This window comes from Egibacter rhizosphaerae (genome assembly GCF_004322855.1).
Taxonomy (GTDB): domain Bacteria; phylum Actinomycetota; class Nitriliruptoria; order Euzebyales; family Egibacteraceae; genus Egibacter; species Egibacter rhizosphaerae.
Window position 1 is genome coordinate 975,778 of the sequence record NZ_CP036402.1, and the last position, 22,571, is coordinate 998,348.

Annotated in this window: 19 protein-coding genes, 1 tRNA gene and 1 pseudogene; 5 read left to right on the plus strand and 16 right to left on the minus strand. The window is 70.2% G+C overall.

Annotated elements, in window-relative coordinates; translation table 11 throughout:
* Positions 1-20 precede the first annotated feature (20 nt).
* The 5 genes and pseudogenes from ER308_RS04550 to ER308_RS04565 form a co-directional block, all read right to left on the minus strand.
* Positions 21-773, minus strand: coding sequence for a hypothetical protein (locus ER308_RS04550; protein ID WP_131153883.1), 753 nt, complete (start codon positions 771-773; stop codon positions 21-23).
* Positions 770-1,075, minus strand: a complete 306-nt coding sequence (locus ER308_RS22260; RefSeq protein ID WP_240731960.1) for a hypothetical protein — start codon at positions 1,073-1,075, stop codon at positions 770-772. Before ER308_RS22260 ends, ER308_RS04550 begins: the two co-directional genes overlap by 4 nt.
* Before the next feature lie 566 nt (positions 1,076-1,641).
* Positions 1,642-1,878, minus strand: a pseudogene (locus ER308_RS23095) (DUF4062 domain-containing protein); the annotation flags it as partial.
* Between the two features lie 158 nt (positions 1,879-2,036).
* Positions 2,037-2,732, minus strand: coding sequence for a hypothetical protein (locus ER308_RS04560; RefSeq protein WP_131153885.1), 696 nt, complete (start codon positions 2,730-2,732; stop codon positions 2,037-2,039).
* Between the two features lie 12 nt (positions 2,733-2,744).
* Positions 2,745-3,290, minus strand: a complete 546-nt coding sequence (locus ER308_RS04565; protein WP_131153886.1) for an IS1096 element passenger TnpR family protein — start codon at positions 3,288-3,290, stop codon at positions 2,745-2,747.
* A 228-nt stretch (positions 3,291-3,518) separates the two neighbouring features.
* Between ER308_RS04565 and ER308_RS04570 the strand changes: the two genes are divergently transcribed.
* From ER308_RS04570 to ER308_RS04580, 3 genes are read left to right on the plus strand one after another with little or no spacing between them, the layout of a single operon-like run.
* Positions 3,519-6,353 (plus strand): TrlF family AAA-like ATPase, encoded by a 2,835-nt coding sequence (locus ER308_RS04570; RefSeq protein WP_131153887.1) that lies wholly within the window; start codon positions 3,519-3,521, stop codon positions 6,351-6,353.
* A 4-nt stretch (positions 6,354-6,357) separates the two neighbouring features.
* Positions 6,358-6,828, plus strand: a complete 471-nt coding sequence (locus ER308_RS23100; RefSeq protein WP_131153888.1) for an AlbA family DNA-binding domain-containing protein — start codon at positions 6,358-6,360, stop codon at positions 6,826-6,828.
* On the plus strand, positions 6,767-7,567 hold the full coding sequence (locus tag ER308_RS04580) for an ATP-binding protein (protein ID WP_131153889.1): 801 nt from the start codon (positions 6,767-6,769) through the stop codon (positions 7,565-7,567). The genes ER308_RS23100 and ER308_RS04580 overlap by 62 nt, the downstream gene beginning before the upstream one ends.
* Here ER308_RS04580 and ER308_RS04585 read toward each other — a convergent pair.
* The 8 genes from ER308_RS04585 to ER308_RS04620 all read right to left on the minus strand — a co-directional run bounded on the left by ER308_RS04585 (position 7,548) and on the right by ER308_RS04620 (position 16,839).
* Positions 7,548-7,823 (minus strand): hypothetical protein, encoded by a 276-nt coding sequence (locus ER308_RS04585; RefSeq protein ID WP_131153890.1) that lies wholly within the window; start codon positions 7,821-7,823, stop codon positions 7,548-7,550. The genes ER308_RS04580 and ER308_RS04585 overlap by 20 nt on opposite strands.
* 319 nt (positions 7,824-8,142) lie before the next feature.
* A complete protein-coding gene (locus ER308_RS04590) occupies positions 8,143-10,554 on the minus strand; it encodes a tyrosine-type recombinase/integrase (protein ID WP_131153891.1) in 2,412 nt (803 codons plus the stop codon).
* A complete protein-coding gene (locus ER308_RS04595; protein WP_131153892.1) occupies positions 10,554-10,916 on the minus strand; it encodes a hypothetical protein in 363 nt (120 codons plus the stop codon). The genes ER308_RS04590 and ER308_RS04595 overlap by 1 nt, the downstream gene beginning before the upstream one ends.
* 325 nt (positions 10,917-11,241) lie before the next feature.
* Positions 11,242-11,318, minus strand: a tRNA-Met gene (locus tag ER308_RS04600).
* A gap of 78 nt (positions 11,319-11,396) precedes the next feature.
* Positions 11,397-14,411: a UPF0182 family membrane protein gene (locus ER308_RS04605; RefSeq protein WP_131153893.1), complete on the minus strand. Its 3,015-nt coding sequence runs from the start codon at positions 14,409-14,411 to the stop codon at positions 11,397-11,399.
* Positions 14,412-15,046: 635 nt separating this feature from the next.
* Complete coding sequence (locus ER308_RS04610) at positions 15,047-15,424, minus strand: hypothetical protein (protein WP_131153894.1); 378 nt, start codon at positions 15,422-15,424, stop codon at positions 15,047-15,049.
* A gap of 142 nt (positions 15,425-15,566) precedes the next feature.
* Positions 15,567-16,631 carry a rod shape-determining protein gene (gene mreB, locus ER308_RS04615; RefSeq protein WP_131153895.1) on the minus strand — a complete coding sequence of 355 codons (1,065 nt, stop codon included), beginning with the start codon at positions 16,629-16,631 and terminating at the stop codon, positions 15,567-15,569.
* Positions 16,600-16,839, minus strand: a complete 240-nt coding sequence (locus ER308_RS04620) for a hypothetical protein (RefSeq protein ID WP_131153896.1) — start codon at positions 16,837-16,839, stop codon at positions 16,600-16,602. The genes mreB and ER308_RS04620 overlap by 32 nt, the downstream gene beginning before the upstream one ends.
* Before the next feature lie 305 nt (positions 16,840-17,144).
* On the opposite strand from ER308_RS04620, the gene ER308_RS04625 reads away from it, so the two are divergent.
* On the plus strand, positions 17,145-18,410 hold the full coding sequence (locus ER308_RS04625) for an IS110 family RNA-guided transposase (RefSeq protein WP_205745615.1): 1,266 nt from the start codon (positions 17,145-17,147) through the stop codon (positions 18,408-18,410).
* Between the two features lie 316 nt (positions 18,411-18,726).
* Here the strand turns inward: ER308_RS04625 and ER308_RS04630 are convergent, their stop codons facing one another.
* From ER308_RS04630 to ER308_RS04640, 3 genes are all read right to left on the minus strand, one after another.
* The gene (locus tag ER308_RS04630; RefSeq protein ID WP_165491820.1) at positions 18,727-19,152 is read right to left on the minus strand and encodes a molybdenum cofactor biosynthesis protein MoaE; all 426 of its coding nucleotides are present in this window, start codon (positions 19,150-19,152) and stop codon (positions 18,727-18,729) included.
* Between the two features lie 7 nt (positions 19,153-19,159).
* The gene (locus ER308_RS04635) at positions 19,160-19,750 is read right to left on the minus strand and encodes a hypothetical protein (protein WP_131153898.1); all 591 of its coding nucleotides are present in this window, start codon (positions 19,748-19,750) and stop codon (positions 19,160-19,162) included.
* Between the two features lie 99 nt (positions 19,751-19,849).
* On the minus strand, positions 19,850-20,923 hold the full coding sequence (locus ER308_RS04640) for an NAD-dependent epimerase/dehydratase family protein (protein ID WP_131153899.1): 1,074 nt from the start codon (positions 20,921-20,923) through the stop codon (positions 19,850-19,852).
* Between the two features lie 73 nt (positions 20,924-20,996).
* Between ER308_RS04640 and ER308_RS04645 the strand changes: the two genes are divergently transcribed.
* A complete protein-coding gene (locus ER308_RS04645) occupies positions 20,997-22,220 on the plus strand; it encodes a zinc-dependent metalloprotease (protein ID WP_165491821.1) in 1,224 nt (407 codons plus the stop codon).
* Positions 22,221-22,571: the final 351 nt, after the last annotated feature.

The window sequence follows — 22,571 nt, forward strand, 5'->3', positions numbered from 1 at the left end:
GCTCCGTGCGGCGCAGCAGGTCAGAGGATGCGTGGGTCGAGACGCCCTTCGTGCTCGCCACGGCCCGCCAGGTGCCGCCGCAAGGTCGTACCGAACGCCCGCTCGAGGTCATCTCCCACGTCCACGGCCACCGACTCCGGCTCGAAGGCTCGGTGGAGTTCGCGCCGGAGGAGCACGTAGTCTTCCAGGGCAACCTCGAAGTCGAACAACCCTTGACCTGGCTCCGCCCACCCTTCGGCGAAGTTGCCGAGCGTCGCACCGCGCGCGTTGCGCAACGCGACCAGGAGCTCATAGGGGTACTCGATCTGCCATCGCTCCGCGGCGTCGACCTGCATGCGGGTGACCGCCGCAGCCATCGAGACGGCAGTACGGAGCCTGAACACCCTGGTGTCTCTCACGACGTAGCTGATCGCCGCACCGACTTCGACGCCCCCGTGTTGATGCACCGCCACGTAGGCATCCCACCCTCGGTCCTCGCGTCGCCGTTCATAGGACACGAGAGCTTGTACGGTCGCTCGCTTGTGGTGTCGCGGCAGTACCGGAGCATTCGAGCAGTGTTCCTTCAGCCACTCCATCGTGGTGTTGTCAAGGGGTACGGCGGAATCCTCGGGATCAGCAGGCACGAACAGCAATCGAAAATCGAGGCTCTCGACGTGCCGCGCCAGCCCCCCGGAGGCGAACTCGTCACCGAACTCGGTGTTCAACCGCTGGAGGTCCCGGTGCCGCGCCCACCGGGCACGCTGCGCCTCCACCTCGAGCATCGACATAGTCATCCCTGACGCACTCTCCTCAACAAGGCCGTGAGGTCAGTCGCGATGCGTTCAGCGTCGTGCGTGAGCGCCTGCCGGTGCCGTCGAGCGGGTGAGAGCATCACCGCCGAGTCGGCCCCACCACCAGTGATCGACATCGTTGCCGCGTTCGGGCTCGCTTGCTGCTCAGCCCTGGTCCGCCACGGCAGATACCCGGAGCCCAGCATCCGTGCGGCGACGACGACGTCGGTGAGCCGGTGAACCGGATCGATCCTGTCGAGAACCGCACCGACGAAGCGGACAGCACGCAGCACGGCATCGAGCACATCCTCTTCGACGAGGGCAGGCAGGACGCCACCGTGCTCACGCGTCGCTTGGATAGCCCGTTGGCTGACCAGGACGCTGCCGCTTCGTCAACGGCGACCGAAGCCGTCGGCTGCTCGAGTCGGAGCGTGTGCCCGCGTGCGTGCGCCTGCGTGCCCTCAGCCGCGTCGAGCACGGGGTGCGCCCCGAAGAGTGCCTCCCGCTGGAGGTCGCGAGCCAGGGTCGGATCCTCAAGCTCGGCGGGACGAACGACTTGCTGCTCGGGACCGCCGGCCACTGCCACGCTCATGACGGGCTGACCGGTGCTTCCGCGCTCCCCCGACAACAGCTCGTGCACTCGTGCGATCAGTTGGCCCTCGTCGACAGGTCCAGCCGAGGTCGCGAGCTCATGCTCGTGCAGCGCCCTGGTCACGGCCTTCTTCAGCTCGTCCGTACTCGAATACGCCCCCCGGAAGTGGCCAGCAGTCCACGCTTGCACCTCGCGCAGGAACTCCTCCTGGGCCGGGTCGCGCTCGACGTCGGACTCGACGAAGACGAGCACCGGCCTGCGCTCTCGAGCCTCGCGGTACTCCTCGTGAGTCGCAGAAAGACCAGACGCCTGCGGTGCGCCGTAGTCGCTACCCAGGAGCAGCACGACCACGTCGCTCTGACGGGCTGCTTCGAGGCACGCCTGCTGCGGGGTTCCAGGCGTCGCCGGGAAGTCCTCGGCCCTGACGACGCGATGCCCCAGCGTCGCAACCGCATCTGCCGCAGCGTCACGGTAGGCCTCGTAGCCACCCACGACGGAACTGATAAACACGTCCATGGGCGTAGCATGCCGCGACCCACGGTCTCTCCTCCAGGACCCGCCAGCACACCAGGGACCGGATTGCGGTGTGATGGAGTCCAAGGCCCTGACCAGGACTAACACTGGTCCAGACCCACGAAACCCCTGGTCACAGCGCTGTCAGATGCCGTAGCTCATCACACGTCAATCCGGTCCCTGCAGCACACGTCGAGCGCTTCGAGCTGGTCGGGAGTGGTGGGACGGGCGGGCTCGTCAAGGTCTCGCAACGCGATGAGTCCTACCTGGTCACCGGCGACCTCAGCTTCGCCTCCGATGGCGTTGCCAGGGTTGGGGCGCGGTGCGTCTGTCACCCAACCGCAGCCCGACGGGGTTCGACCAGCCGCTCGATGAGCCGACGACTGCGCGACCGCGTGCGGCCACAGCGGCCCGACGAGACGAGAGCCGCAAACGCCCACATCGGCGAGCGACCAGCTACTGGTAACGCCGCCGGCGCTCGCCACTTGCCGAACCTTTGCCAACCATGCGCTAGCCAGCGCGGCGGGCAGACCGGTGCTCGACGGGTCCACACGGGATAAGATGCGTTCAGGAAATGTGAAGGCATCGTCCAGAAGAGGGCAGCAACGGGGCCAAACAGGCCCCGGATCTACTGGCCCGCCCTTCTGGACCAAGTCGTTGAAATGGCCTGACTGCAGCGACGCGTCCTGGCGGTTGTCGGTGAGGTTGAGCAGCTTCGCGGGCACCTCGACCTCGCCGAGGCTGCGCAGATGCCGCAGACTCGCCAGCGGCAGCATCGTCGTCGCCGTCGACCGGCCCTCGATGCCCAGCGACCCGAGGGCGTGGCCCCGGCGCTGGCGCGGCAAGCCGCTCGCCACCGACGGGCAGCTTCACGAGGCGCCCCAGTTCGTCCCCCACAGCGGGCGCAGCGGCGGGAGGTCGGCGAGGCCGGGGTTCGGGGGCGGGTCGCTCTCGCCGTCGTCGGCGCTCCAGCGTCGCCCGTACTGGTCGGGCAGCTCGCCCCAGCCCCAGAAGGGCATCGGCTCGGAGGGCTCGATCCCGAGGGTCTCGGTCGGGTCGATGCGGGCGTCCTCGACGGTGCAGCAGTGCTCCCAATCGTCGCCGAGGTCGAACGTGTAGGCGAGCTGCTCGCCGAGCGCCAGCCGATCGAGGGTCAGGGCACGACCGTCGTGCACCTCGCCCACCTGCGGGAGGTCGTCCCACGTCCCGGCGTCGACGACGAGGGCGCCGTCGGCGAGGTCGAAGGTGTGCAGGTGCGCGCGGTCCCAGCGACCGAAGGCGGTGTCGATCGCCGCGGCGAGGTCGGTGAAGGTGTGGGTCGGCGCCGCGGCGAAGACACGGCCGGGCCGCGGCCAGCAGTGCTCCCCGCGTCCGCCGACCAGCTCCACGCGGATGGACAACCAGGTTCGTGCCATGAATGCCTCCTCGGGCGTCGGTGGCGCCCTTCGCGATTCCCGATCGAGCCTCGCCGGGCACGCCGCGGGCTACCCCGATCGAGGCGGCCGGGATGCCGGTGCGTTCGTCGATGATGGGCGACGGGCCGTTCGGTGCAAACCGGTGCGTTGCTCGCTCCGTGCTCCCCCTGCCCGTTTCGCCCAGCCACTAGCCTGTGGGCGCGAGCGTTCGACCCGGAAGGGGCTTGTATGGCCGTGGCGAGGTGGCGGAGGGTCGATCTCCACGCGCACACGCCGTTCGATCACAGCCGCCGGTGGGGCGACGGCGCGAGGAAGGAACGCGACAAGGGGTTGGGGACCGTCGAGGGCCAAGCTCGGGCCTGGCTGGATCAGTGCGCCGACGCTGGACTGGACATCGTGGCGGTCACCGACCACCACATGATCGAGGGGTTCGACCATGTCACGACCCATCTGCAGTCGTGGCATGCGGAGACGGGCCATTCGCTCGTGGTCCTGCCGGGAGTGGAGCTCACCGTCGACGGATGCCACTTCCTCGTGGTCGGCGACCCCGGTGAGCGGGACCGCATCTCGCAGCTGATCGGGCACGCCTTCCAGAACCGCAACCCGTTCCGCAGCGACGGGACTCCCGAACTGGCCTCGATCGGCATCCGGGACCTCGCCCTCTTCATCCAGGAGGCGGTGGACTCCGGCGGGAGCCTGCTCGGACTGCCGGCGCACATCGACAAGGGCAAGGGCCTCAGCGAAGAGCTGAGCGGTCTCCTGCGCCAGCACGCCTTCGCGCACCGGGCTTGGTCGGGATTCCAGGTGCGGGGCGAGGACTTCGACCAGAGCAAGGACCTGCTGCGCCTTTGGGCCGCGGCCGCGCTGTTCGGGCGTCCTCCCGGGGCCCTGAGCGACTCCCAAGCGCAACAGTTCGAGGCATTCGTGACGCGCAACGAGACGCGTGGCTCCTGGCCACTCGTCGACGCCAGCGACCCGACCAACCTCGACGAGCTCGGCGCGGTCCACACGTGGATGAAGATGAGCGCGACAGGCGTCGAGGGCATCCGCCAGGCGCTGCTCGACCCCGAGTCGCGGCTGCGCCGCCACCAGGACCCACCGCCACGGCCCCCGGAGACCTGGATCGAGCGCATCGAGATCGAGGGGGTGGGGGTCGAGGGGCCGAGCGCGGTCGCGGCCGGCCTCGACGTGGAGTTGTCGCCGTCCCTGAACGCACTCATCGGTGGGCGCGGGACCGGCAAGTCCACGATCATCGAGCTGCTGCGCTGGGCCCTGGACCGCGATCGCCTCGACGACCTCCCGCGTGAGGACAGCGAGGTCGGGCGACGCGTGAAGGGCTTTCTGGAAGACGTGGTCACCGCCGACACCCGCGTGCGGCTCGTCCTCCGCTGCGACGACCGGCCCGTGGAGGTCGTCCGCACCCGGGACGGGTGCGAGGCTCGGTGGGCGGACACCGACGACCCGTCCGCGGTCGCCGACGTGCGCGCCCTCGTCGAGCCGCGCATCCTGAGCCAACGGCAGATCAACGAGATCGCTGCGGGCGACGAGGCCATCCGACGAGAGATCGATCACGTGGTTGGGGACGAGCTCCGCGACCTCGTCGCGCGCCGTCGCGACCTGGTGCGACGGCTGGAGCAGCTTCAGGAGCAGCGACGCGACCTGACCCAGCGCCTCGCCGAGCGCACGACGGTCGAGACCGAGATCGAGCGTTTGCAGGGACAGGTCGCCGCCATCGAGCAGGAGGCGGACAGCCCCACCCTCGCGACGTACCGGCAGTGCCAGCGCCAGGAGCGGTGGCTGACCGACTTGCGCGAGGCGATCGAGCAGGCTGGCGAGGCCGTCCCGGCGGACCCGTTGCTCAACGAGCAGTGGCCATCCGCCCCTCCCGACGGCCCCGCGACCGAGCCGTTGTCCGAGTTGGCCCAGAGAGCCGCGGAGCGCCGCGCCAGCATCGAGGAGGCACGGCGCGAGCTCGTGCAGCGCATCGACGGACTCCGAGAGCTCGTCACCGACGTACAAGAGGGGCCGTTCGCGGAGCTCAAGAACCCCTTGGAGGTGCAGTACCGCGAGGTGGTGGCCCGCCTGGAGGAGCAGGGGCTGGAACTCGGCCAGCTCGATGCGCTACACGCGAAGCTCGCCGTCCAGCGGCGCAAGGCGGAGGGCTTGCGCGAACTGCCGCAGCGCCTGGAGGAGTTGGAGGCAGAGCTCACCGAGACGTGGGAGAAGCTCCTCGCCCTCCACGTCGAGCGCGGCGAGCTGCGCCGGGCTATCGCCCAGCGGTTGCAGGACGCGGGCGCCGACATCCGCTTGCGCACTCTCCCATTCGGCGATGAGGAAGAGCCGGTGGCGCAGCGTGACCGATGGTTCGGCGGGACGGGCATGCGGGGACGTGACTGGGAGAACCTGGTGGCCTGGGTCCACCATGGCGACGGCCACGACGACGAGGGCTCAGATCCCGAAGTGCCCGCGAGGCGGTGGCGGCGTCTCGTCGAGGCGCTGCGGGCCGACGCCGCGCAGCTGCGCGCCGGCGCAACCACGGCTGAACACGTGCGCGCGCTCAGCGACGGGGAACTGACGGGGAACGTCGAGGGGGCGCTGGCGAAGGTCGAGCCGGACCGCTTCGACGACATGGAGCGTTTCCTGCCCGAGGATCATGTCACCGCCCTGTTCCGCGACGGGTCGGGCGAGTTCCGCCCGATCCGGCAAGCCTCGCTCGGGCAGCAGAGCACCGCGGTGCTCTCGTTGCTCCTCTCGGTGGGCTCGGGGCCGTTGCTGCTCGACCAGCCCGAGGACGACCTGGACAACCGCTACATCTATGAGGTCGTGGTGGAACTACTGCGTGACCGGAAGCAGGAGCGCCAGATCGTCGCCGCGACCCACAACGCCAACGTCCCGGTCAACGGCGATGCGGAGTGCATCGTCGCCCTGGACGGCTCGGAGACTGCGGACGGCGGCATGCAGGTGGGCACGCTCGAGCACGAGGGGATGAAGGCCGTGGTGAGCAACATCATGGAAGGCAGTGAGGCCGCGTTCCGGCTGCGGCGGCAGCGGTACGGGTACTGAGCGGATGGAGATCATCGCGACCGTCGAGGAGGTCTCGAACCGGATCCTCGGTGGTGAGGACTCCCAGACGGAGTTCAAGGCGCCGCGGGTCGAGGGCAGGTCCGTGGTCGGCGAGGGAGCGAGCTCGGAGTCCTTCGCGGGCGAGATGGTCGCGTTCGCCAACGGGGTGGGTGGCGCGATCCTCGTCGGCGTCGAGGACGATCGCTCCCTCGCAGGCTACGGGGGCCGACGACGCCGAGGCGTCGGGGACTGGGTGGTCGACGTCGCGCGCAACAACGTCTTGCCGCCGCTGACCCCGGTGCTTGCGCAACGTCCCGCTCGAGGGGCCCGGCGGCGTCTCGTACGTCGTGGTCGTACATGTCGAGCGCGGCTTGGCCGCACATCGGACCACCGGTGGTCGGTGGTACCGGCGGGTGGGACGCGACAAACGCGACCTCGATGGGTTCGAGATGGAGCGGTTGCTGCACGAGCGTAGCCTGCACCACGCCTACGACGAGTCGCCCGTTCCCGACGCCTCGTTGGAGGACCTCGACCATGGGATCCTCGAGCGCGTGTTTCCGACGCGGGAGGAGTCCGACTCGCTGCGAGTTCTGCGCAACAGCCGCGTAGTGGCGGCGGAGGCCCCGACCCGACCGACGATCGCGGGGCTCGTTGCGTTCGGGTCCCAGCCGGACGCGCACCTGCCTCAAGCGGTGATCCGCGCGGTCGTGTACCGCGGGAGCCAGATGGACGGCGACGTCGTCGACGAGCACGACCTCGACGGGCCGGGGGGCCAGCAGGTCGATCGCGCGGTGGAGCTGGTGGGACGGCACATGCGACGCGGCTCATCGAAGGACGTGGGCCGTGAGGACCGACCGCAGTTCGACCTCGGCGCAGTGATGGAAGCGGTCGTCAACGCCGTCGCGCACCGGGACTACGCCGTCGTGGGGTCGCGCATCCGCCTGCTCGAGTTCGACGATCGGCTGGAGATCGCCTCGCCGGGCGGATTACCGAACACGCTCGACGTCGAGTCGATGCGCTATCGCCAGTACACGCGCAACCAGCTGCTGGTGACCTTCCTGTCGAAGTTGACGACGGCGCAGGGACGCCGCTACATCGAGGAGCGCGGGGAGGGCGTCGAGCGGATCGTCCAGCGCTCGACCGAGCTCTCCGGTCGGGAGCCGGAGTTCCACCAGGACGGGCACGAGCTCCGGCTCACGATCTGGGGCGCGTAGGCCAAGAGAAGCCGGCTAGCGTTGGGTCGCCGGGAAGGGTCCCGAGTAGCTGCTTCCAGTCGGACTGGCTTACCTGCGGGGTCGCATACAGCGCCCACACCCGCCCTTTCGCTCCCCCAGCGCTGTAGCCGTACACGCCGAGGATGTGGAAGGCTCGGCTGCGGTCGCCGGTGCGGCGATCGACGACATCGAACCAGGTGTCGTCCAGCACCACGGTCTCGGGCCACTCGCGTTCCTCCCGCGGCTGCACGACCACTGGCCCCAGCGTCTCCACCCAGTTGGCGAACGGTGCGGCGCCGGCGCCGACCCGGTCGCGTCAGCCGCGCACCCGCATCCGGTCGGCGGTCTCGGTGTATGACACCTCGTGCCCGACCATCACCAGCGCCTCCGGCTACCATGCTGTCCCCGGTGGGTCGGCTGCACATACGCCAAACAGTTCGGGGCGGAAGCGAATCGCGGCCGGCGAGGCACGCGCGGCGCAGCAGACCGGACGGTTGACGTTGGTGCCGAGAAGGCCTTGACCGACGGGCTTCAGGACTCCGCCGGGGCTGGTTGGCGCCAGCTCGGAGCCAACGCTAGCGGGGCGCTGCACGGGCCTTCCCACCAGTCGCTTCGCTCGGATCCTCGTTGAGCCAGCGCTCAAGGCTGTCCACGGAGAGTTGCAGCCGCCGGCCCACGCGGACCGCTTCGAGGTGGCCGGCGTACATCAGACGCAAGAGTTCGGTCTTGCTCCATCCGCTCAGGCGGACTGCCTCGGGCAGGGGCACGGAGTTCGCCTTTGCGGTGGGTGCACTCTCGCGCTCGAGGTAGGCGGCGACCGATGCCCGGGTGATGAACTTGGCCCCGCTGCTGTCTGTCTCGGGGTCGACGACGAGCTCCCCACGGCGCACCCGCAGGTACACGGTGCTGAGCACACACCCGAGCTCCCTGCGGGCTTGCTCGGCGCTCATCGCTCGACGGTGCAACTCGGCGACCCGATCGAGCTCGCGCCGCAGGATCGCTTCGGACTCCTCGTCGAGGACCAACCGCTGTCCGCTCCGCGGCAGGTCCAGCTTCAGTCGCTGCGCCATCTGATAGAGCTGGTGATAGGTTCGGCCCACCTCGTCAGCCAAGTCGTTGAGCGTGCGAGCTCGGTGAAGTTGCTCACGGACCCGGCGGACCTCGCTGAGGCGCGCGAATCGTTCGGTCTGGCCGAACCGGCCGGGCTCCTCGACCGTGGGCACTCTGCCCTCGCGCATCCACCGCCGCGCCGTGGTGGGCGCGAGATCCAGTTCCTCGGCCACGCGCTCAGTGCCGCAGAGTGGGTCGTCCTCGCCCTCGTCAGCGTAGGCCCGCGCCAGCACGACCTCGCTGTACTCACGTTGGCCTGCCAGTGGGTTGCTGTGGTCGAACTGGGGCCGTTTCGTGGTCGGCACGAGCACCGAGCCGACCTCTTGCACGACGGCGTCATCGAGCTCGGCGGCCGCGCGCCGGAGCGGCTCCAGTGACGGGTCGCTGAGAACGTAGACGCGTTCGTGGACGTCGGTGCCCGCGCTGTGCCCGGCCAGACGACGGACGAGCAGGTCGTCGAGCTCGGAGCCGTGCAGCTGGGTCACGAAGCTCTTGCGCAGGGTGTGAGGCCTCACCCGGACATCGTCGCCGTCGAGGTCAGAGAGGCCTTCGGCGGCGCCCGCGTTGCGTAACGCCGTGCGGTAGCCCTGCTGGTCGGGCTTCCAGTAGTCCTTCATGCCGGGGATCAGCGGCGCGTCGTAGGCGATCTCCCCGGTCGCGGGATCCATGTGGTAGGCCTCGATCACCAGCCGGATCAACCGCATCAGGGTGGTAGGGACCGCCAGCAGGCGGTTTGAGGTCTCGTTCTTGGCGTCCTTCTTGTGGCGAACGGCGACGACGTCGCCGTGCTCGTCGCGGACCAGGAACGGCCTTCCACCCTGGGCGCCCGCCGCCACGATCCCGTCGGCTCCACCGTCGACGACATCGCGGACGAAGAAGCCGAAGGCCTCGCTCACGCGCAGCCCGAGGAGCCGCTGCAGCCAGAACACCAGCTGGTACACGGGGTGCAGATGGGCGGCGATGCGGCGGCACTGCCAAAGCGTGAGGGGCTTGGCCTTGGGCGACGAGCTCCTGGTGCGGGCGGCGGCGTCCCGGGGCGCCATCGGCTTGAGCCCCTCGGTGGGGTCCGAACGCAGGTAGCCGTTGCTGCGCATGAAGGCCAGGACCCGCTGGAGCACCCACAGCACCGCCGCGGAGGTTGGCTGTTGGAGTGCCTTGTGCGGTTTCTGGCCAGCGAGGAGGCCGGCCTGCGCGAGGTCGTCGACGGGGATCATGAGCCGCCCCTTCGGGCCGGGCTCAACGTCGGCATTCGGCAAACGCCCGGCACGCCGAGCGCGCATGACCGTTGACCGGCTCGTGCCCGTGAGCTCGATGGCCCGCTCGACCGTGACCACGGCTCCCTGCTCGGCGGAGCCGGCATCGGCCTCCGCGGGATCGGGGGATGGCGATGTCGAGGTTGGGCGCTCGGGGGTGCGGCCGGCCAACTGCTTGAGCAGCTGCTTGCAGTGGGCGCGCGCCTGACTGCCGGGACCGACCTCGAAGTCGCTGGCGCGCCAGCTCGCGAAGAAGGGGACGAGGTGGTTCTCCAGGGACAGCAGGACGTCTTGAGCGCGGCCTGGGCCGCCGTGCTCGAGCTCCTCGTAGTACTCGGTCCACCATTCGCGCGCCAGCGTCGCGAATAACGGGTCGGTGGTGGTGTCCTCCCCGTCGCTTGCGCCGCCCTGCGATACCACCGGGCTGCTCGGATGGCGGAAGAGCTCGGGGTCGGGCACGGCCCTGCTGGCGTCGAGCGCCTCGAGGCTCGCCTGCACCCACCGGCGGCAGTCCTCCTCGCGGGAGAACGACGCGCTGCGCTCCCGCCCGCTCGGCCCGCAGGGGACGGCACCGACCCAGCTGTTGCCCCGCTGGCGGATCTGACCGGTGCGCTGGCGCCCCATCAGGCGGCCCGCCCTTCAAGCAGCCGGCGAAGGAACCGCCGGTCCTCGTTGGCGTCGGCCAGGCGCTCCTCGAGCGCTTCGATCCGAGCCTGGGCTCTGGCGAGCTCCTCGCGCAACTCGCTGTTCTCCCGGCCACTGCGGACCTTGGAGATGGTCTCCTCGGCGGACTCCGCCTCGCTCGCCGGGTCGTAGTGACCCGCTTCGACGAGGTCGCTCAGGGGGATCTCGCGCGTGGTGGAGCCGGCCCGCCGACGGGCGTGGGGGTACAGCCCGCGGCCCTCGTCGCGACGAACCGTGTCGTAGCTGCGCCCGACGAGGTCGGCGACCTCGTTGCGGCTGAGCCACCGCTCGTGCTCTTGCATGGTGTTCGGGCCTCCTGCCGCCGCCCCGGTGGCGGTGACAGCAGGACCGGTGAGCGTTGGCGGCCAGGATGCAATCGCCGCCAGCGGTGACACCGCGGACTCCGGGGTGCCCAGGGCCTGCCCACCCCCGTTGGGATCGCACGGGATGCGAACGCCGGTTCGGCGCGGTTGGCAGGGGGTGTGCTGCCCAGGGCTGCCCTGGGCGCGCGGTGTCAGAAATCCCGGATCCGGCCCTCTCGATCCGGGAAATCGCGGGCCACCACGGCGTCCGGACACGCAGAAAGCCCGCCAGTGGCGGGCTTTCCGGCGACTGCATCTGCTGTTTTGGTTGCGAGGGCGGGATTTGAACCCGCGACCTCCGGGTTATGAGCCCGGCGAGCTACCGAACTGCTCCACCTCGCGACCTCGACACTAGCACGAGGAAGGGCGGCTGCAACGCGCAGCCGCCCTTCCTCGTTGTTCGTCTTCGGCCCGACGGGGTCAGTCGTCCAGCGCCGCGTCGTCGTCCTCGTCGAGTGCCTCCTCGCCGTCGGGCAAGGCGTCGGCGGCGGGCGATCCGCCCATCATCTGCAGTGCCTCGATGAGCAGGCGGCTGGCCTCCGCATTGCGCTCCTGGTACGTGCCGAGGTCGCCGTTGGACAGGGCCTCCTCGGCTTCCTCGAAGGCGGCACTGGCCTCCTCGAGCGTGGCCGTGGCCTGCGGATCCATTTCGCCGGCCTCGCCGTCCGCGTCCTCGTCGACCTCCTCCTCGTCGACCTCGGGTGCTTGGGCGTCGGCGACGTCGTCTTCCTCGACCGTTCCCTCGGGGAGGGCAAGCTCCGGGGCGGCCTCGCCGAACAGCGCCGCGAGACCCTCGGTCAGGGTCTCGGCCATCTCGATCTGGTCGCCGAGGATCACCACGACCCGCTCCAGGTTGGGCAGATCGGACTGCTCGGCGCGCAGGAACAGCGGCTGCACGTACATCAGCGCCTCCTCGATGGGCAGCACGAGGAGATCGCCGTAGATAACCCGGGAGCCGGACTGGTTCCACAGCGCGATCTGCTCGCTGATCTCGGTCTCCTGGTCGATGCGCGCCTGGATCTGCTCGGGCCCGAAGACCGTTCGTGTCGGCGGCATCTCATAGGCCTTCAGCTCGCCGTAGACCTCCGGGTCGCTACGTCCGGCCATCCACGCGATGAGGTTGTTCCGCTCGGCCGGCGTGTACGGCTGGATGAGCGCGAATTCCTCCTGATCCACGCCCGGCAGGCGCGTCAGCAAGTAGTAGGGCCGCATCTCGCGTTGCTCGCGCTGCTCGGGGTCCTGATCCTCCTGATTCTGGAAGAACGCCGCGTCCATCGGGATCTCCCAGGCGTCCTCCTGGGTGTAGAACTGCGAGGGATCCTGGATGTGGTACCGCTCGAACAGCGCGGCCTGGACGCGGAAGATGTCCTCGGGGTAGCGGAAGTGGCTGATCATGCCCTCCCCCGCGTCCTCGTACTCGCTGAACGCGTCGGGGAAGATCTCGGCCCAGGTCTGGATGATCGGGTCGTCGGGCTCGGGGACGTAGAAGTCCACCGAGCCGTCGTAGGCATCGACGACCGCCTTGACCGAGTTCCGGATGTAGTTCGCCTCGCCCTCGATCCCGGGCGCCTCGACCGTCTGCTCGACGAGGGTCAGGGTGCCGTCCTCCTGGGTGGTCGGCACGAGTTCGCGCTGCTCGGCGAGGGTGAGGTCGCCGAGTTGGACCCGCTGCGAGTACGGCAGCATGTTGCTGGTCGTGTAGGCGTCCACGACCCACTTGATCCGTCCGTCCATCGCCACCGGGTACGGGTCGTGATCGAACTCGAGGAAGGGAGCAGCCAACTCCACCCGGTCACGGATGCGCCGATTGAAGAGCACGTCGCTGTCTTCGTTGATCAGGTTGCTGATCAGGATGTTCGGCTCGGCGAACCGCAACGCGAAACCGAGGCGCCGCGAGATGGAGCCGACACCGACGCCGCCCTCACCCGTGTACTCGTAGACGGCCGGGCTGTCGCCTTCCTGGGGGAAGTCGAGTTCTGGGCGGTCGGTGCGCACGATGGAGTACTCGGGGCTCCGTTCGCCGTAGTACAGGCGGGGGTTGTCGACCTCGAGCTTGTCGACGCCCTGGGGAGGGATGTCGTTCACGAGGAACACCGGCTGCCCGTCGGTCCGCTTGGTCGACACCGCGCTGGAGACCAGGCCGAAGCCGTGGGTGTAGGTCAGCCGCTCGTTCTCCCACGTCTGGGCGGCGTCGAGGTTCTGCTCGTTGACCTCGCGCACGCTGATCATGACCTGCTGCAGGCCCTCGTCCTCGTCGAACTCGTACCGGTCGACGTCGACGTCCTGGAAGTCGTAGTAGGGCCGGAGCTCCTGCAGCTGCCGGTACGTGTTCTGCAGGGTCGCGGGATCCCAGAGCCGAATGGCCTCGAACGTGCGCTGGTTCGCGTCCACGGTCTCCTCGTCGAGCTCGTCGAGCGCGGGGTACGGCTCGAACTCGACCTCGTCGAGCCCGAACCCGTACCGGGTGAGCTCGAGGTTGCGATCGATGAACTCCTCTTCGCGCTCGAGCTCCTGCGGGTCGACCTGCAGGCGCTGGATGACCGCCGGGTAGATGCCCGACAGCACGACGAACGCGATGACGAGGATCGCGACGCCCGCGGACGGCAGGAGCCAGCCCTGGAAGCGGATGTTGAGCAGGAACAGCACGACGCACACCGCGGCGATCACGGTGAGCAGCTCGAATGCGACGAGCTGGGCGTTCGCGTCGGTGTACCCCAGTCCGGTCACCACGCCGCGCTCGGAGTAGCTCAGCATGTAGCGGTCGAGCCAGAACCCCCAGGCGCGGACCCCCACGATCAGCGCCAGCAGGATCGACAGGTGGACGTTTACCTGGGGGGTCAGCTTGCGCCCGGGTGACTGCGGGCGGATGCCGCCGAACAGGTAGTGCGCGATCGCAGTCAGCACGCCGGTGACCGCGAGCGCGGTGAACAGCCAGGAGTTCACGAGCGTCAGGAACGGGAGCGTGAACACGAAGAAGCTCAGGTCGCGCCCGAACTCGGGATCGACCTGACCGAACTCGACCCCGTTCGCGAAGAGCAGGAACCCCTCCCACTCGGGGGCGACCGAGACACCCGACAGCACACCGATCGCGACGGCGACGGTGAGGATGAGCGGCCGGCTGAAGGGCTCGATCGCCTGCCGGTAGCGCTCGATCCCCTCCTCCTGGGCCGAGGGGATGCGGTAGCTCGGGGTGAGGCGCTTCGCGAGCAGGAGATTGCCCGCGATCAGCAGGGTCATCACGAGACCCGCGGCGAGGCCCAACCCGACCTGCGTGGTCAGCACGGTCCAGAACACCGACTCGAAGCCGACGCTCTGGAACCACAGGATGTCGGTCCAGAAGGTCGCCACGCGGGTGGCGAAGAGGACCAGCAGGATGAGCACACCCGCGAGCACGAGCCACCAGCGGCGGCGGAGCTCCTCGAGGAAACGACGCATGGGCTAGGACTCCGAGTCTGAGAGGCGTCCCGGGCTCGTTCGGTCGGTCGAGCCCGACGGGCGGTGGATTCGATCGATGCTTGCCGGTCTCGCGACGGCCCCGTTGCGCCAGGGATCGGCGAGGCGCGGAACCACCGCCGAGCGATGTGGCCCGGCCTCACCAGGGAGAACGGGCCTGCACGGTCGGGGGTTCCCGGGGGCACACCGTGACCGCCGTCCGCACGGTCGCACGAGACGCGAGCGACCCTGCGCCGGTACGCGCGGCCGAGCCGGTCCGCTCCGGACGGCCTCCGCCGTCCGCACGGCCGAGCTTACCGACTCATCCGGTGTGTTCAGCGTTGAGGCGACGACCCGAGCCGCGGAGGCCGCGCGCCCGACACCGTGACCGGGTCGGACGGCGCGAGGAGGTCGAACGACGCGCTCGTCCGGAGTCACACGGTGCGCGAACGCCAAGGACACCGTCGCCACCCTTCGGTCGGTTGACCGACCAGTGTACGCACGCTGTCGGAGGATGCGCCGCGATCGAGCGCGGCATCATCGTTGCTGGCGCCCTCGACGGGCCAGCCGCGGGCCCGGTGTCGCGGCCGCTGGGCGGAGGCGATGCCGGCGGACGGGTCCGCCCCGGCCGTTCGCGGCTACGTGCGGCTGAAGAGCCGGCGCCCGGAAGCGTCGGTGCCCGTTTCGCCGGAGGCCTCGGTGCCGGGATTGGCCGCCGCGACGAGCGGCTTCGCGACCTGCGCGGCAGGAACTTCGGCAGCCCCGGTCTCCTCGGGGGTACTGCCTGCGGGCTCCTCGCTCGCCTCCGAGTGCGAGGTCGATTCTCCCCCACCGACCTCGACCTTGACGTAGGTCTTGAACTCGATCGGTACCTCGTGCATCCGGAACAACCGGACGTTCGAGGCTTCCTCGTTGTTGTGCAGGCGCTCGACGAACTTCAGGGCGTCGTCGAGGCTCTTGGCGGTGTGGTGGCCCTCACGACCCTCCGCCGACTGAAACGTGACGAGATGCTCCACGGTTGACCTCCCGGCGATGCTCGGCGGCACTGCCCAGGAGTGGGCGTGCTCGTCGGGAGGTTCGGCGCGTCGTGCCGGCGACTTTACCCCCGGTGTGGAAGCCGATCGCCGCGAGTGCCGACAACGGGTCGGGACGCGCGCCCTAGCGATGCATGGCGCTCGTGCTCGTTCCCTGGAAGACCTTCTGGAGATCCCGAAACGAGTCGAGCACCGAGCCGGCGCCAATGGCCACGGCCTCGAGCGGCTTGTCGATCACGTTGACCGTCACATGGGTCTCCTGCGCCACCCGCTCGGCGAGCCCGTGCAGCAACGCGCCACCGCCGGTGAGCCACAACCCCTCGTCGATGATGTCCTGGGTGAGCTCGGGGGGGCACTCGCCGAGGGTCTCGACCACGGCGCGCACGATCTGTCCGACCTGGTCGTCGAGCGCTGCGCGCAGCTCGGCAGAGCCCACGGTGACGTGACGAGGCAGCCCGGTCGCGAGCTCCCGCCCGCGGATGTCGGCCTCCTGTTCGGGCTGCAGCGGCACGGCCGAACCCAGGGTGATCTTGAGTTCCTCGGCTGTGCGCTCCCCGATGGCCAGCGCGTACGCGTCACGCACGTAGCGCTGCACGGCGGCGTCCAGATCGAAGCCACCGACACGCACGGCCCGTGACACGACGACACCGCCGAGCGCGACGATCGCAACCTCGCTGGTGCCACCACCGATGTCGACGACCATGCTCCCGAAAGGCTCCTGAACCGGAAGGCCCGCGCCGATGGCGGCGGCCATCGGCTCCTCCATGAGGTGCACCTCGCCGGCCCCGGCCTCGGTCGCGGCCTCCTCGACGGCGCGGCGCTCGACGTTCGTCACCGCGCTCGGTACGCAGATGATCACTCGGGGCTTCCCCCACCGGACCGTGCGGCCACCCTGCACCCTCTGGAACAGCAGCTTGAGCAACTTCGCGGTCGCATCGAAGTCCGTGACGGCCCCGCCGCGCAGCGGACGCTCGGCCACGATGTGGCCGGGCGTCCTGCCGATCATCGCGTAGGCCTCGTGCCCCATGGCGAGCACTTCGCCGTTGTGATGGTTCACCGCAATGACCGTTGGCTCGTTCAACAGCACCCCGCGACCCTGGCCGTACACCAGCGTGTTCGCGGTGCCGAGGTCGACGGCGATTCCTCGTGACAATGGTCTACCTCTCCGCGAGGCGCTCAGGCGCCGCATCACGCTGCTCGGGCACCGACCCTGACGTCACTTCCTCGTCCTCGGACGGTGCTGACGGTGCCTCCCGTGTGCGGGGCGCCAGGGCGTCGAGCGCGCGGTGGAACCCCTCGATAGATGCCTCCGGACTGCGTCCACGCAAGGCGCGGCCGAGCTGCGCGAGGAGCCACACGCAGCAGGTCACGACGGCCAGCACGAGCAGTACGGTCATGAGCAACGGTCCTTCCGGCGCGGGACGCGCTCGAACGTGAAACGCGGGCGATCGGCGCGGCGGGATCCCCCCGACGACCGGAACATAGGTTCGCCGGCCGGTCCACTGCAATCTCCCCGGCGTGCCCGTCCGGGCAACCAACATCGGCCGGCGGTGGTGAGCCGGCGTCGGGATTGGCTGATATGACCTGCCGGTAGCGGTTCCATGGGTTTCGCCTCCGGAGGTGTCAGAAGGGACCCGCACAGGTTCCGAGGGTCGGGCGTTGTCGCGCCTGGTTCTCCTGACACCACCGGGAGGTGGGCTTGATGATGCACATGCATGGTATTCGAGCGCAGCAACTTTCGGCGCGGACGGTCGGCGTGGGGTTGGATCGGCTGGTGGCGGTGCCGGTGGATGTGGGCAAGTCGGCGGCGATGGCGATGGTGGTCGACTTCTCGGGTCGGCGGCTGGCCGCGCCGTTCGAGTTCGCTCTCGACCGGTCGGGGGTGGCGGGGTTCGTCGCTCGGGTCGAGCGGGTTCTGCCGGCGGAGACGGCGTTGGTGCGGGTGGGGGTGGAGGCGTGCGGGCACTATCATCGGCCGCTGGTCGCCTCGAGGGTGCTGCCCGGGCACTGGCAGCTGGTGGAGCACAACCCGGCGTGGGTGTCAGCCCAGCGGCGGGTCAACGGCACGGGTCGGACCAAGACCGACCCGATCGACTTGACCGCGATCGCGGATCTGCTGCTGGCCGGCCGCGGCTACGAGGTGGCCGTCGGTGATGAGCTGCTGGTCGAGCTGAGCGCGTGGGCGGCGCATCGCCGCCGGCGGGTGCAGGCCCGCTCGGCGGTCAAGAACCAGCTGACCGGTCAGCTGGACCGCTGCTTTCCCGGGCTGGGCGCGAGTCTGTCGAGCGTGCTGGGCACCAAGGTCGGCCGCCTTGTCGCGGCCGAGTTCTCAGACCCCGATCGGCTCGCCCGGCTCGGCGTGGCCCGCTTCCGGGCGTTCGCGGCGCGCCGCGACGTGCGCGTGAGCGTGGCGCTGGCCGAGCGCCTCGTGGCCGCGGCCCGCGACGCGCTGCCCACGCCCGACGCGGCGGTGGCCCGTCAGGTCCTGGCCGCCGATCTGGCGCTGCTCGACGGCCTGGACGGCCAACTCGCCGAGGTCGACGCGCGCATCGACGCGCTCGTGCCCGCCACCCGCTACCGCGTGCTGACGTCGGGGCCGGGCTGGGGGGCGGTCCGCGCGGCCGGCTACGCCGCCGGCGTCGGCGACCCGGCACGCTGGCCCTCGCACCGGCAGGTGTACCGCGCCGCCGGGCTGAACCCCGCCCAGTACGAGTCCGCCGGACGCCGTCGTGACAGCGGCATCAGCCGGGAGGGATCGGTGCCGCTGCGCCGGGCGATCCTCGACCTCGGCGTGGGCCTGTGGCACCAAGATCCCGCCGCCCGCCGCTACGCCGCCGGGCTGCGCGAGCGCGGCAAGCCCGGCGCGATCATCGCCACCGCCCTGGCCCGCCGGGCGAACAAGATCGCCTTCGCGATGGTCCGCGACCAGACGCTGTACGACCCCGCCTGCTGGGCCAGCAAGGAGTAGGACACCGGACCCTTCCCATCCGCGGTCGATCGTGCGAGGCTCGCGGACAGGAAGGCCGGGATCAGACGTCGTACGGGCTATGGCGGACTCGTTCGCGGGTCACGCCGCTCCTAGCTTGACGCCCGGCCTTCCACCCGTCTCAGAGCCCGAACGAAGCCAGCTGACCCCACCCTCAGTGGAGGTCGCATAGATCAGCGTGGGCCTACGGCCCCGCCGACCTCGCACCCCACCGCCACACAAGCATCCCGCCAGCCCCCGCGCACACCGGGGGCTGCCAAGGATGTCGTACACGATGCTTGACAAGACCTACGGCCAGCTAGGTCGTCCCGGGCCAGTGCGCATCGCCGTCGGCCCAGTGCTCCTGTTTCCAGATCGGCACCTCGGCCTTGAGGCGATCAATACCCTCGCGGGCCGCTGCGAACGCCTCCGGTCGGTGCGCAGCCGAGACCCCGACCACCACGGACGGCTCCTCGACACCGAGCGACCCGACACGGTGCTCCATCCACACGGCCGTGATGCCGTCGCGCAACGCGAGCTCCTCGGCGAGGCGCACGAGCTGGGCATTCGCGAGCTCGACGTACGCCTCGTAGGACAGCCCCGTCACCGCGCGGCCCTCGCTCTGCTCACGCACAGCCCCCACGAAGACGACGACCGCGCCCGCAGCGGGATCGGCGCAGAAGCGGTGCGCGGCATCCGTCGAGAGCGGCTCCGAGGTGAGGGCGGCGTGGGTGCGGGCGGGCACGGGTCCTCTACCCCTCGTTGCCGGGCTGGTCATCGTCGAGGTCGTCGAGGTCGTCAAGATCGTCGTCGTCGATGTCGGTCCAGTCGATCTCCCCACGCTCGATGCGCTCGAGGAGCTCCTGGAACTCCGGGTCGTCGACCACCTGGGTCCAGATCGCGACGAAGAGGACGATCCACAGGATCCCTCCGAGCAGGCCGAGGCCACCCATGACGAGCCCGGCGATTCCGGTGCCGCGCCCCGTGCCCCCGCGGGCGGGTGCCCGCCGCATCCCGACGATGCCGAGAATCACCGCGACCAGGCCCAGGATGATCGCCAGCGGGATCGGGAGCAGCAGGAACCCACCGAGGGCCGCCAGGAGGGCGAGGATCCCGCAGACGAGCGCAGCCGTCGAGAGACCGTTGCCCGAGGGGGCCGGGACGGGTTCCTGCCGCCAGCCACCGGGATCGGCCGGTGGGGCCGCACCGGGTGGCGGCACGCTCTGCCAGCCAGCCGGATCGCTCGGTGGGGGGCCTCCCTGCTCTCCGCCGTCGGGACCGAGCGGCTGGGTCGGCTCCTGCTCGCGGCCGGGTTCCTGCCCTTCGGGCGGTGGCGTGGACATCTCGGCTCCTGGTGCGTCGGTGGCGGGACCGTCGCCGGACCACCGGGGAGGCGGTCCAGCGCAGGGCGATCGGAGGACTGGCGGACGAGCAGAACGGCGTCAGCGGGAACGGCGCCGGCTACGCGCGAGCTGCCAGCCGATGACGGCGCTCACGCCGGTGACCGTCCCGAGACCACCGTAGACGAGGCGCCGACGGGCGCGCAGGCTACCGAGCCGCGCATAGCCGCGATGGGCATCCCCGGCAGCACGCAGCACCTCGCGGTTGGAGCGCTCGGCTCGCCAGCCACTGTGGCGCAGGCGGGACGTCCCCAGCACCCAGGGATGCATGAGGTAGGCGAGCTGTCCTTCGGAGAGGTCGGTCGCACCGATTCGACGCAACCCGGCCAAGGCCGTCGTCACGGGGGTCTCGGGAAGGCGCAGGAGACGGCGACCGACGAGGTGCGCTGCTTCCGCCGCGGGCACCCACCCGTCGCAGGCGACGTTCACGGTGCCGGTGAGGTGGCCTCCGACGGCATGGTGGATCGCCGCCGCCGCGTCGCGCACGTCGAGCACCTGGACCACCGGCTCGTGGCCGCGGACGAGCGGCACCCGCGGCGCCTCGATGAGCGCCGTCGCGGCGTTGTCGACCCCGGGCCCGAGGAGGGACGCGAGCCGGAGAGAGGCGATCGACACGTCCGGATGGCGCACGTCGAACGCCCGAACGAGTTCTTCGGCGAGCAGGGCGCGGTAGGCGGCGGGCGCATCGGGAGGGGCACGCAGCCGCGCCTCCTCGGGCAAGGGAACCGGGTTGTCCGGGTGCGCACCGTAGATGGCGGCAGGTGCGACGTGAACGACACCTCTGGCGCCCACGGCCGCAGCAGCCTCGAGCACGTTGCGGGTGCCGTGCACGACCCGCGCGAAGCGCCCATCCGCGTCGTCGTCCGGCCGGTCACCGGTGGTGGGCCCGGCCGGCGACAACGCGCCGAGGTGCACCACGACGTCCACGCCCTCGAACGCGTGCCGCAGGACGGGATCGCGCACGTCGGCGACCCGCAGCTCGAGCTTGCCCGGGGGGACGGGTGGCTCCACGAGATCCACGGCGACGATGCGTGAAACCTCGGGATCCGCCCCGAGACGGGTGAGGAGCGCGGAGCCCAGCGGGCCTCGCACCGGTGTAACGGCCACCACGGTCATGGCGGCAGTCTGCCCGCCGCGCTCCCCGCGACCAAACGCCCCGCTCGACGGCCACGGCCACTACCATGCGGGTATGAGTGATCCGTTCGGCGGGTTCGATCCCCGCATGTTCGAGCAGGTCCCGTTCTTCCGCGAACTGGCCAAGGTCATGTCATGGAGCGGCGGTCCCGTGAACTGGGACCTCGCCCGGCAGACGGCAGAAGCGCTCGCTGGTCGTGACCCCCGGGCCCTCGGTGACGGCGGCACGAGCGAGGAAGCCTTCTCCGACGCGGTCGACACCGCGGAGCTCTGGCTCGACCAAGTGACGGGCCTGCCACGGGTCGCCGGGCCGGCGCGCTCCCTCGACGCGGGCGCGTGGGCGGAGCTCGCCACCACCGCCGAGGGACTCGGTCGCTACGTCGAGCCGATCGCCCGCGGGATGGGCGAGACGCTCAGCGGTCAGCTACCCGAGGAGCTCCAACAGCAGTTGGGGTCCGCATCCGGCATGAAGCCCGCACTCGATGCCCTCGGCGCGATGCTGTTCGGTGTGCAGGTCGGCACCGTCGCCGGGAACCTCGCCGACCAGCTCGTCGGGACCTACGACCTCGGTGTCCCCACGACCGACCCCCGCGTGGTGGGCACGGTCGGGGGTGGCCTGGGGCGGTTCGCGACCGACTTCGACCTCGATGAGTCCGAGGCGCGGTACTGGCTGGCGCTGCGCGAGGCGGCGCATCGACGGGTGTTCGGTGGTCTGCCGTGGCTTCGGGAGCACCTCGACGACCTCATCAGTCGCTTCGCCTCGGAGGCCGACCTCGATCCCAGCCGCATGATGGACGCGTTGGGCGGGGCCGGCTTCGACCCGTCCGATCCCGAGGCGCTCGAGCAGGCTTTGCAGGATCCCGACGCGTTCGAGATCGAGCCGACGGAGGCCCAGAAGCGGATCCTGCGTGAGCTGCAGACACTGGTCGCATTCACCGAGGGGTGGAGCGCCACGATCGTGCACGCCGCGGCGGCCGACCGGCTACCGTCCCTCGGGCGGATCGAGGAGGCCGCGCTGCGCCACCGCGCAGAGCACGGTCCGGGCGAACGGTTCCTGCAGCAGCTGATGGGCCTCGACCTCAAGCCCGCGGATCTGCGGCAGGGTCGCGACTTCTGCGACGCGGTGGTCGCCGCGCGCGACCTCGAGGGACTCGACCGCGCCTGGGCGCGGGCCGAGCACCTTCCGCGCCCGGACGAGCTCGAGGACCCGAGCCGTTGGCTCGTGCGCATGGCCGCGATCGAGCTCGGGGTCGACGGCGACCCGCCCGAGCAGCACTAGGAGCGGTTCCAGGAGGGGCCTCCCGGCGCGCTGGTGCCCGAGGACGTCCGTCCCGCGCACGAGCCCGCCGGTATCGCCGAAATCCACACGATCGGGTCGCGTCGATCCTGCGCACGCCCGTTCGCGTTCGCGATCCGACCAGCGATCCACATCCGCATCCACAGGTTTGTCCGCAGGCGCTGCCCACATCCGAGCAGGTCAAGCGCTGAGCGGTCAGGCCTGTGGACCGTACTTGTGGACACTCGCGTTGACCCTTGAGGCGCGCGCGCCATACGGTTCGCGCTAGCTCGGCCCTCGGTCGGTCACCGGGTCCGTCCTCTTAGGGGAAGGGGGGATGGGCGCGGGCCACCG

What these genes read in the sequence shown, in the direction of transcription:
- ER308_RS04605 (WP_131153893.1), bottom strand. Translation starts at nt 14,411, where the DNA reads ATGCGTCGTTTCCTCGAGGAGCTCCGCCGCCGCTGGTGGCTCGTGCTC.
- ER308_RS04565 (WP_131153886.1), bottom strand. Translation starts at nt 3,290, where the DNA reads ATGGCACGAACCTGGTTGTCCATCCGCGTGGAGCTGGTCGGCGGACGC.
- ER308_RS04625 (WP_205745615.1), top strand. Translation starts at nt 17,145, where the DNA reads ATGATGCACATGCATGGTATTCGAGCGCAGCAACTTTCGGCGCGGACG.
- ER308_RS23100 (WP_131153888.1), top strand. Translation starts at nt 6,358, where the DNA reads ATGGAGATCATCGCGACCGTCGAGGAGGTCTCGAACCGGATCCTCGGT.
- mreB (WP_131153895.1), bottom strand. Translation starts at nt 16,631, where the DNA reads ATGCGGCGCCTGAGCGCCTCGCGGAGAGGTAGACCATTGTCACGAGGA.
- ER308_RS04620 (WP_131153896.1), bottom strand. Translation starts at nt 16,839, where the DNA reads ATGACCGTACTGCTCGTGCTGGCCGTCGTGACCTGCTGCGTGTGGCTC.
- ER308_RS04640 (WP_131153899.1), bottom strand. Translation starts at nt 20,923, where the DNA reads ATGACCGTGGTGGCCGTTACACCGGTGCGAGGCCCGCTGGGCTCCGCG.
- ER308_RS04645 (WP_165491821.1), top strand. Translation starts at nt 20,997, where the DNA reads ATGAGTGATCCGTTCGGCGGGTTCGATCCCCGCATGTTCGAGCAGGTC.
- ER308_RS04570 (WP_131153887.1), top strand. Translation starts at nt 3,519, where the DNA reads ATGGCCGTGGCGAGGTGGCGGAGGGTCGATCTCCACGCGCACACGCCG.
- ER308_RS04595 (WP_131153892.1), bottom strand. Translation starts at nt 10,916, where the DNA reads ATGCAAGAGCACGAGCGGTGGCTCAGCCGCAACGAGGTCGCCGACCTC.
- ER308_RS04635 (WP_131153898.1), bottom strand. Translation starts at nt 19,750, where the DNA reads ATGTCCACGCCACCGCCCGAAGGGCAGGAACCCGGCCGCGAGCAGGAG.
- ER308_RS04590 (WP_131153891.1), bottom strand. Translation starts at nt 10,554, where the DNA reads ATGGGGCGCCAGCGCACCGGTCAGATCCGCCAGCGGGGCAACAGCTGG.
- ER308_RS04550 (WP_131153883.1), bottom strand. Translation starts at nt 773, where the DNA reads ATGACTATGTCGATGCTCGAGGTGGAGGCGCAGCGTGCCCGGTGGGCG.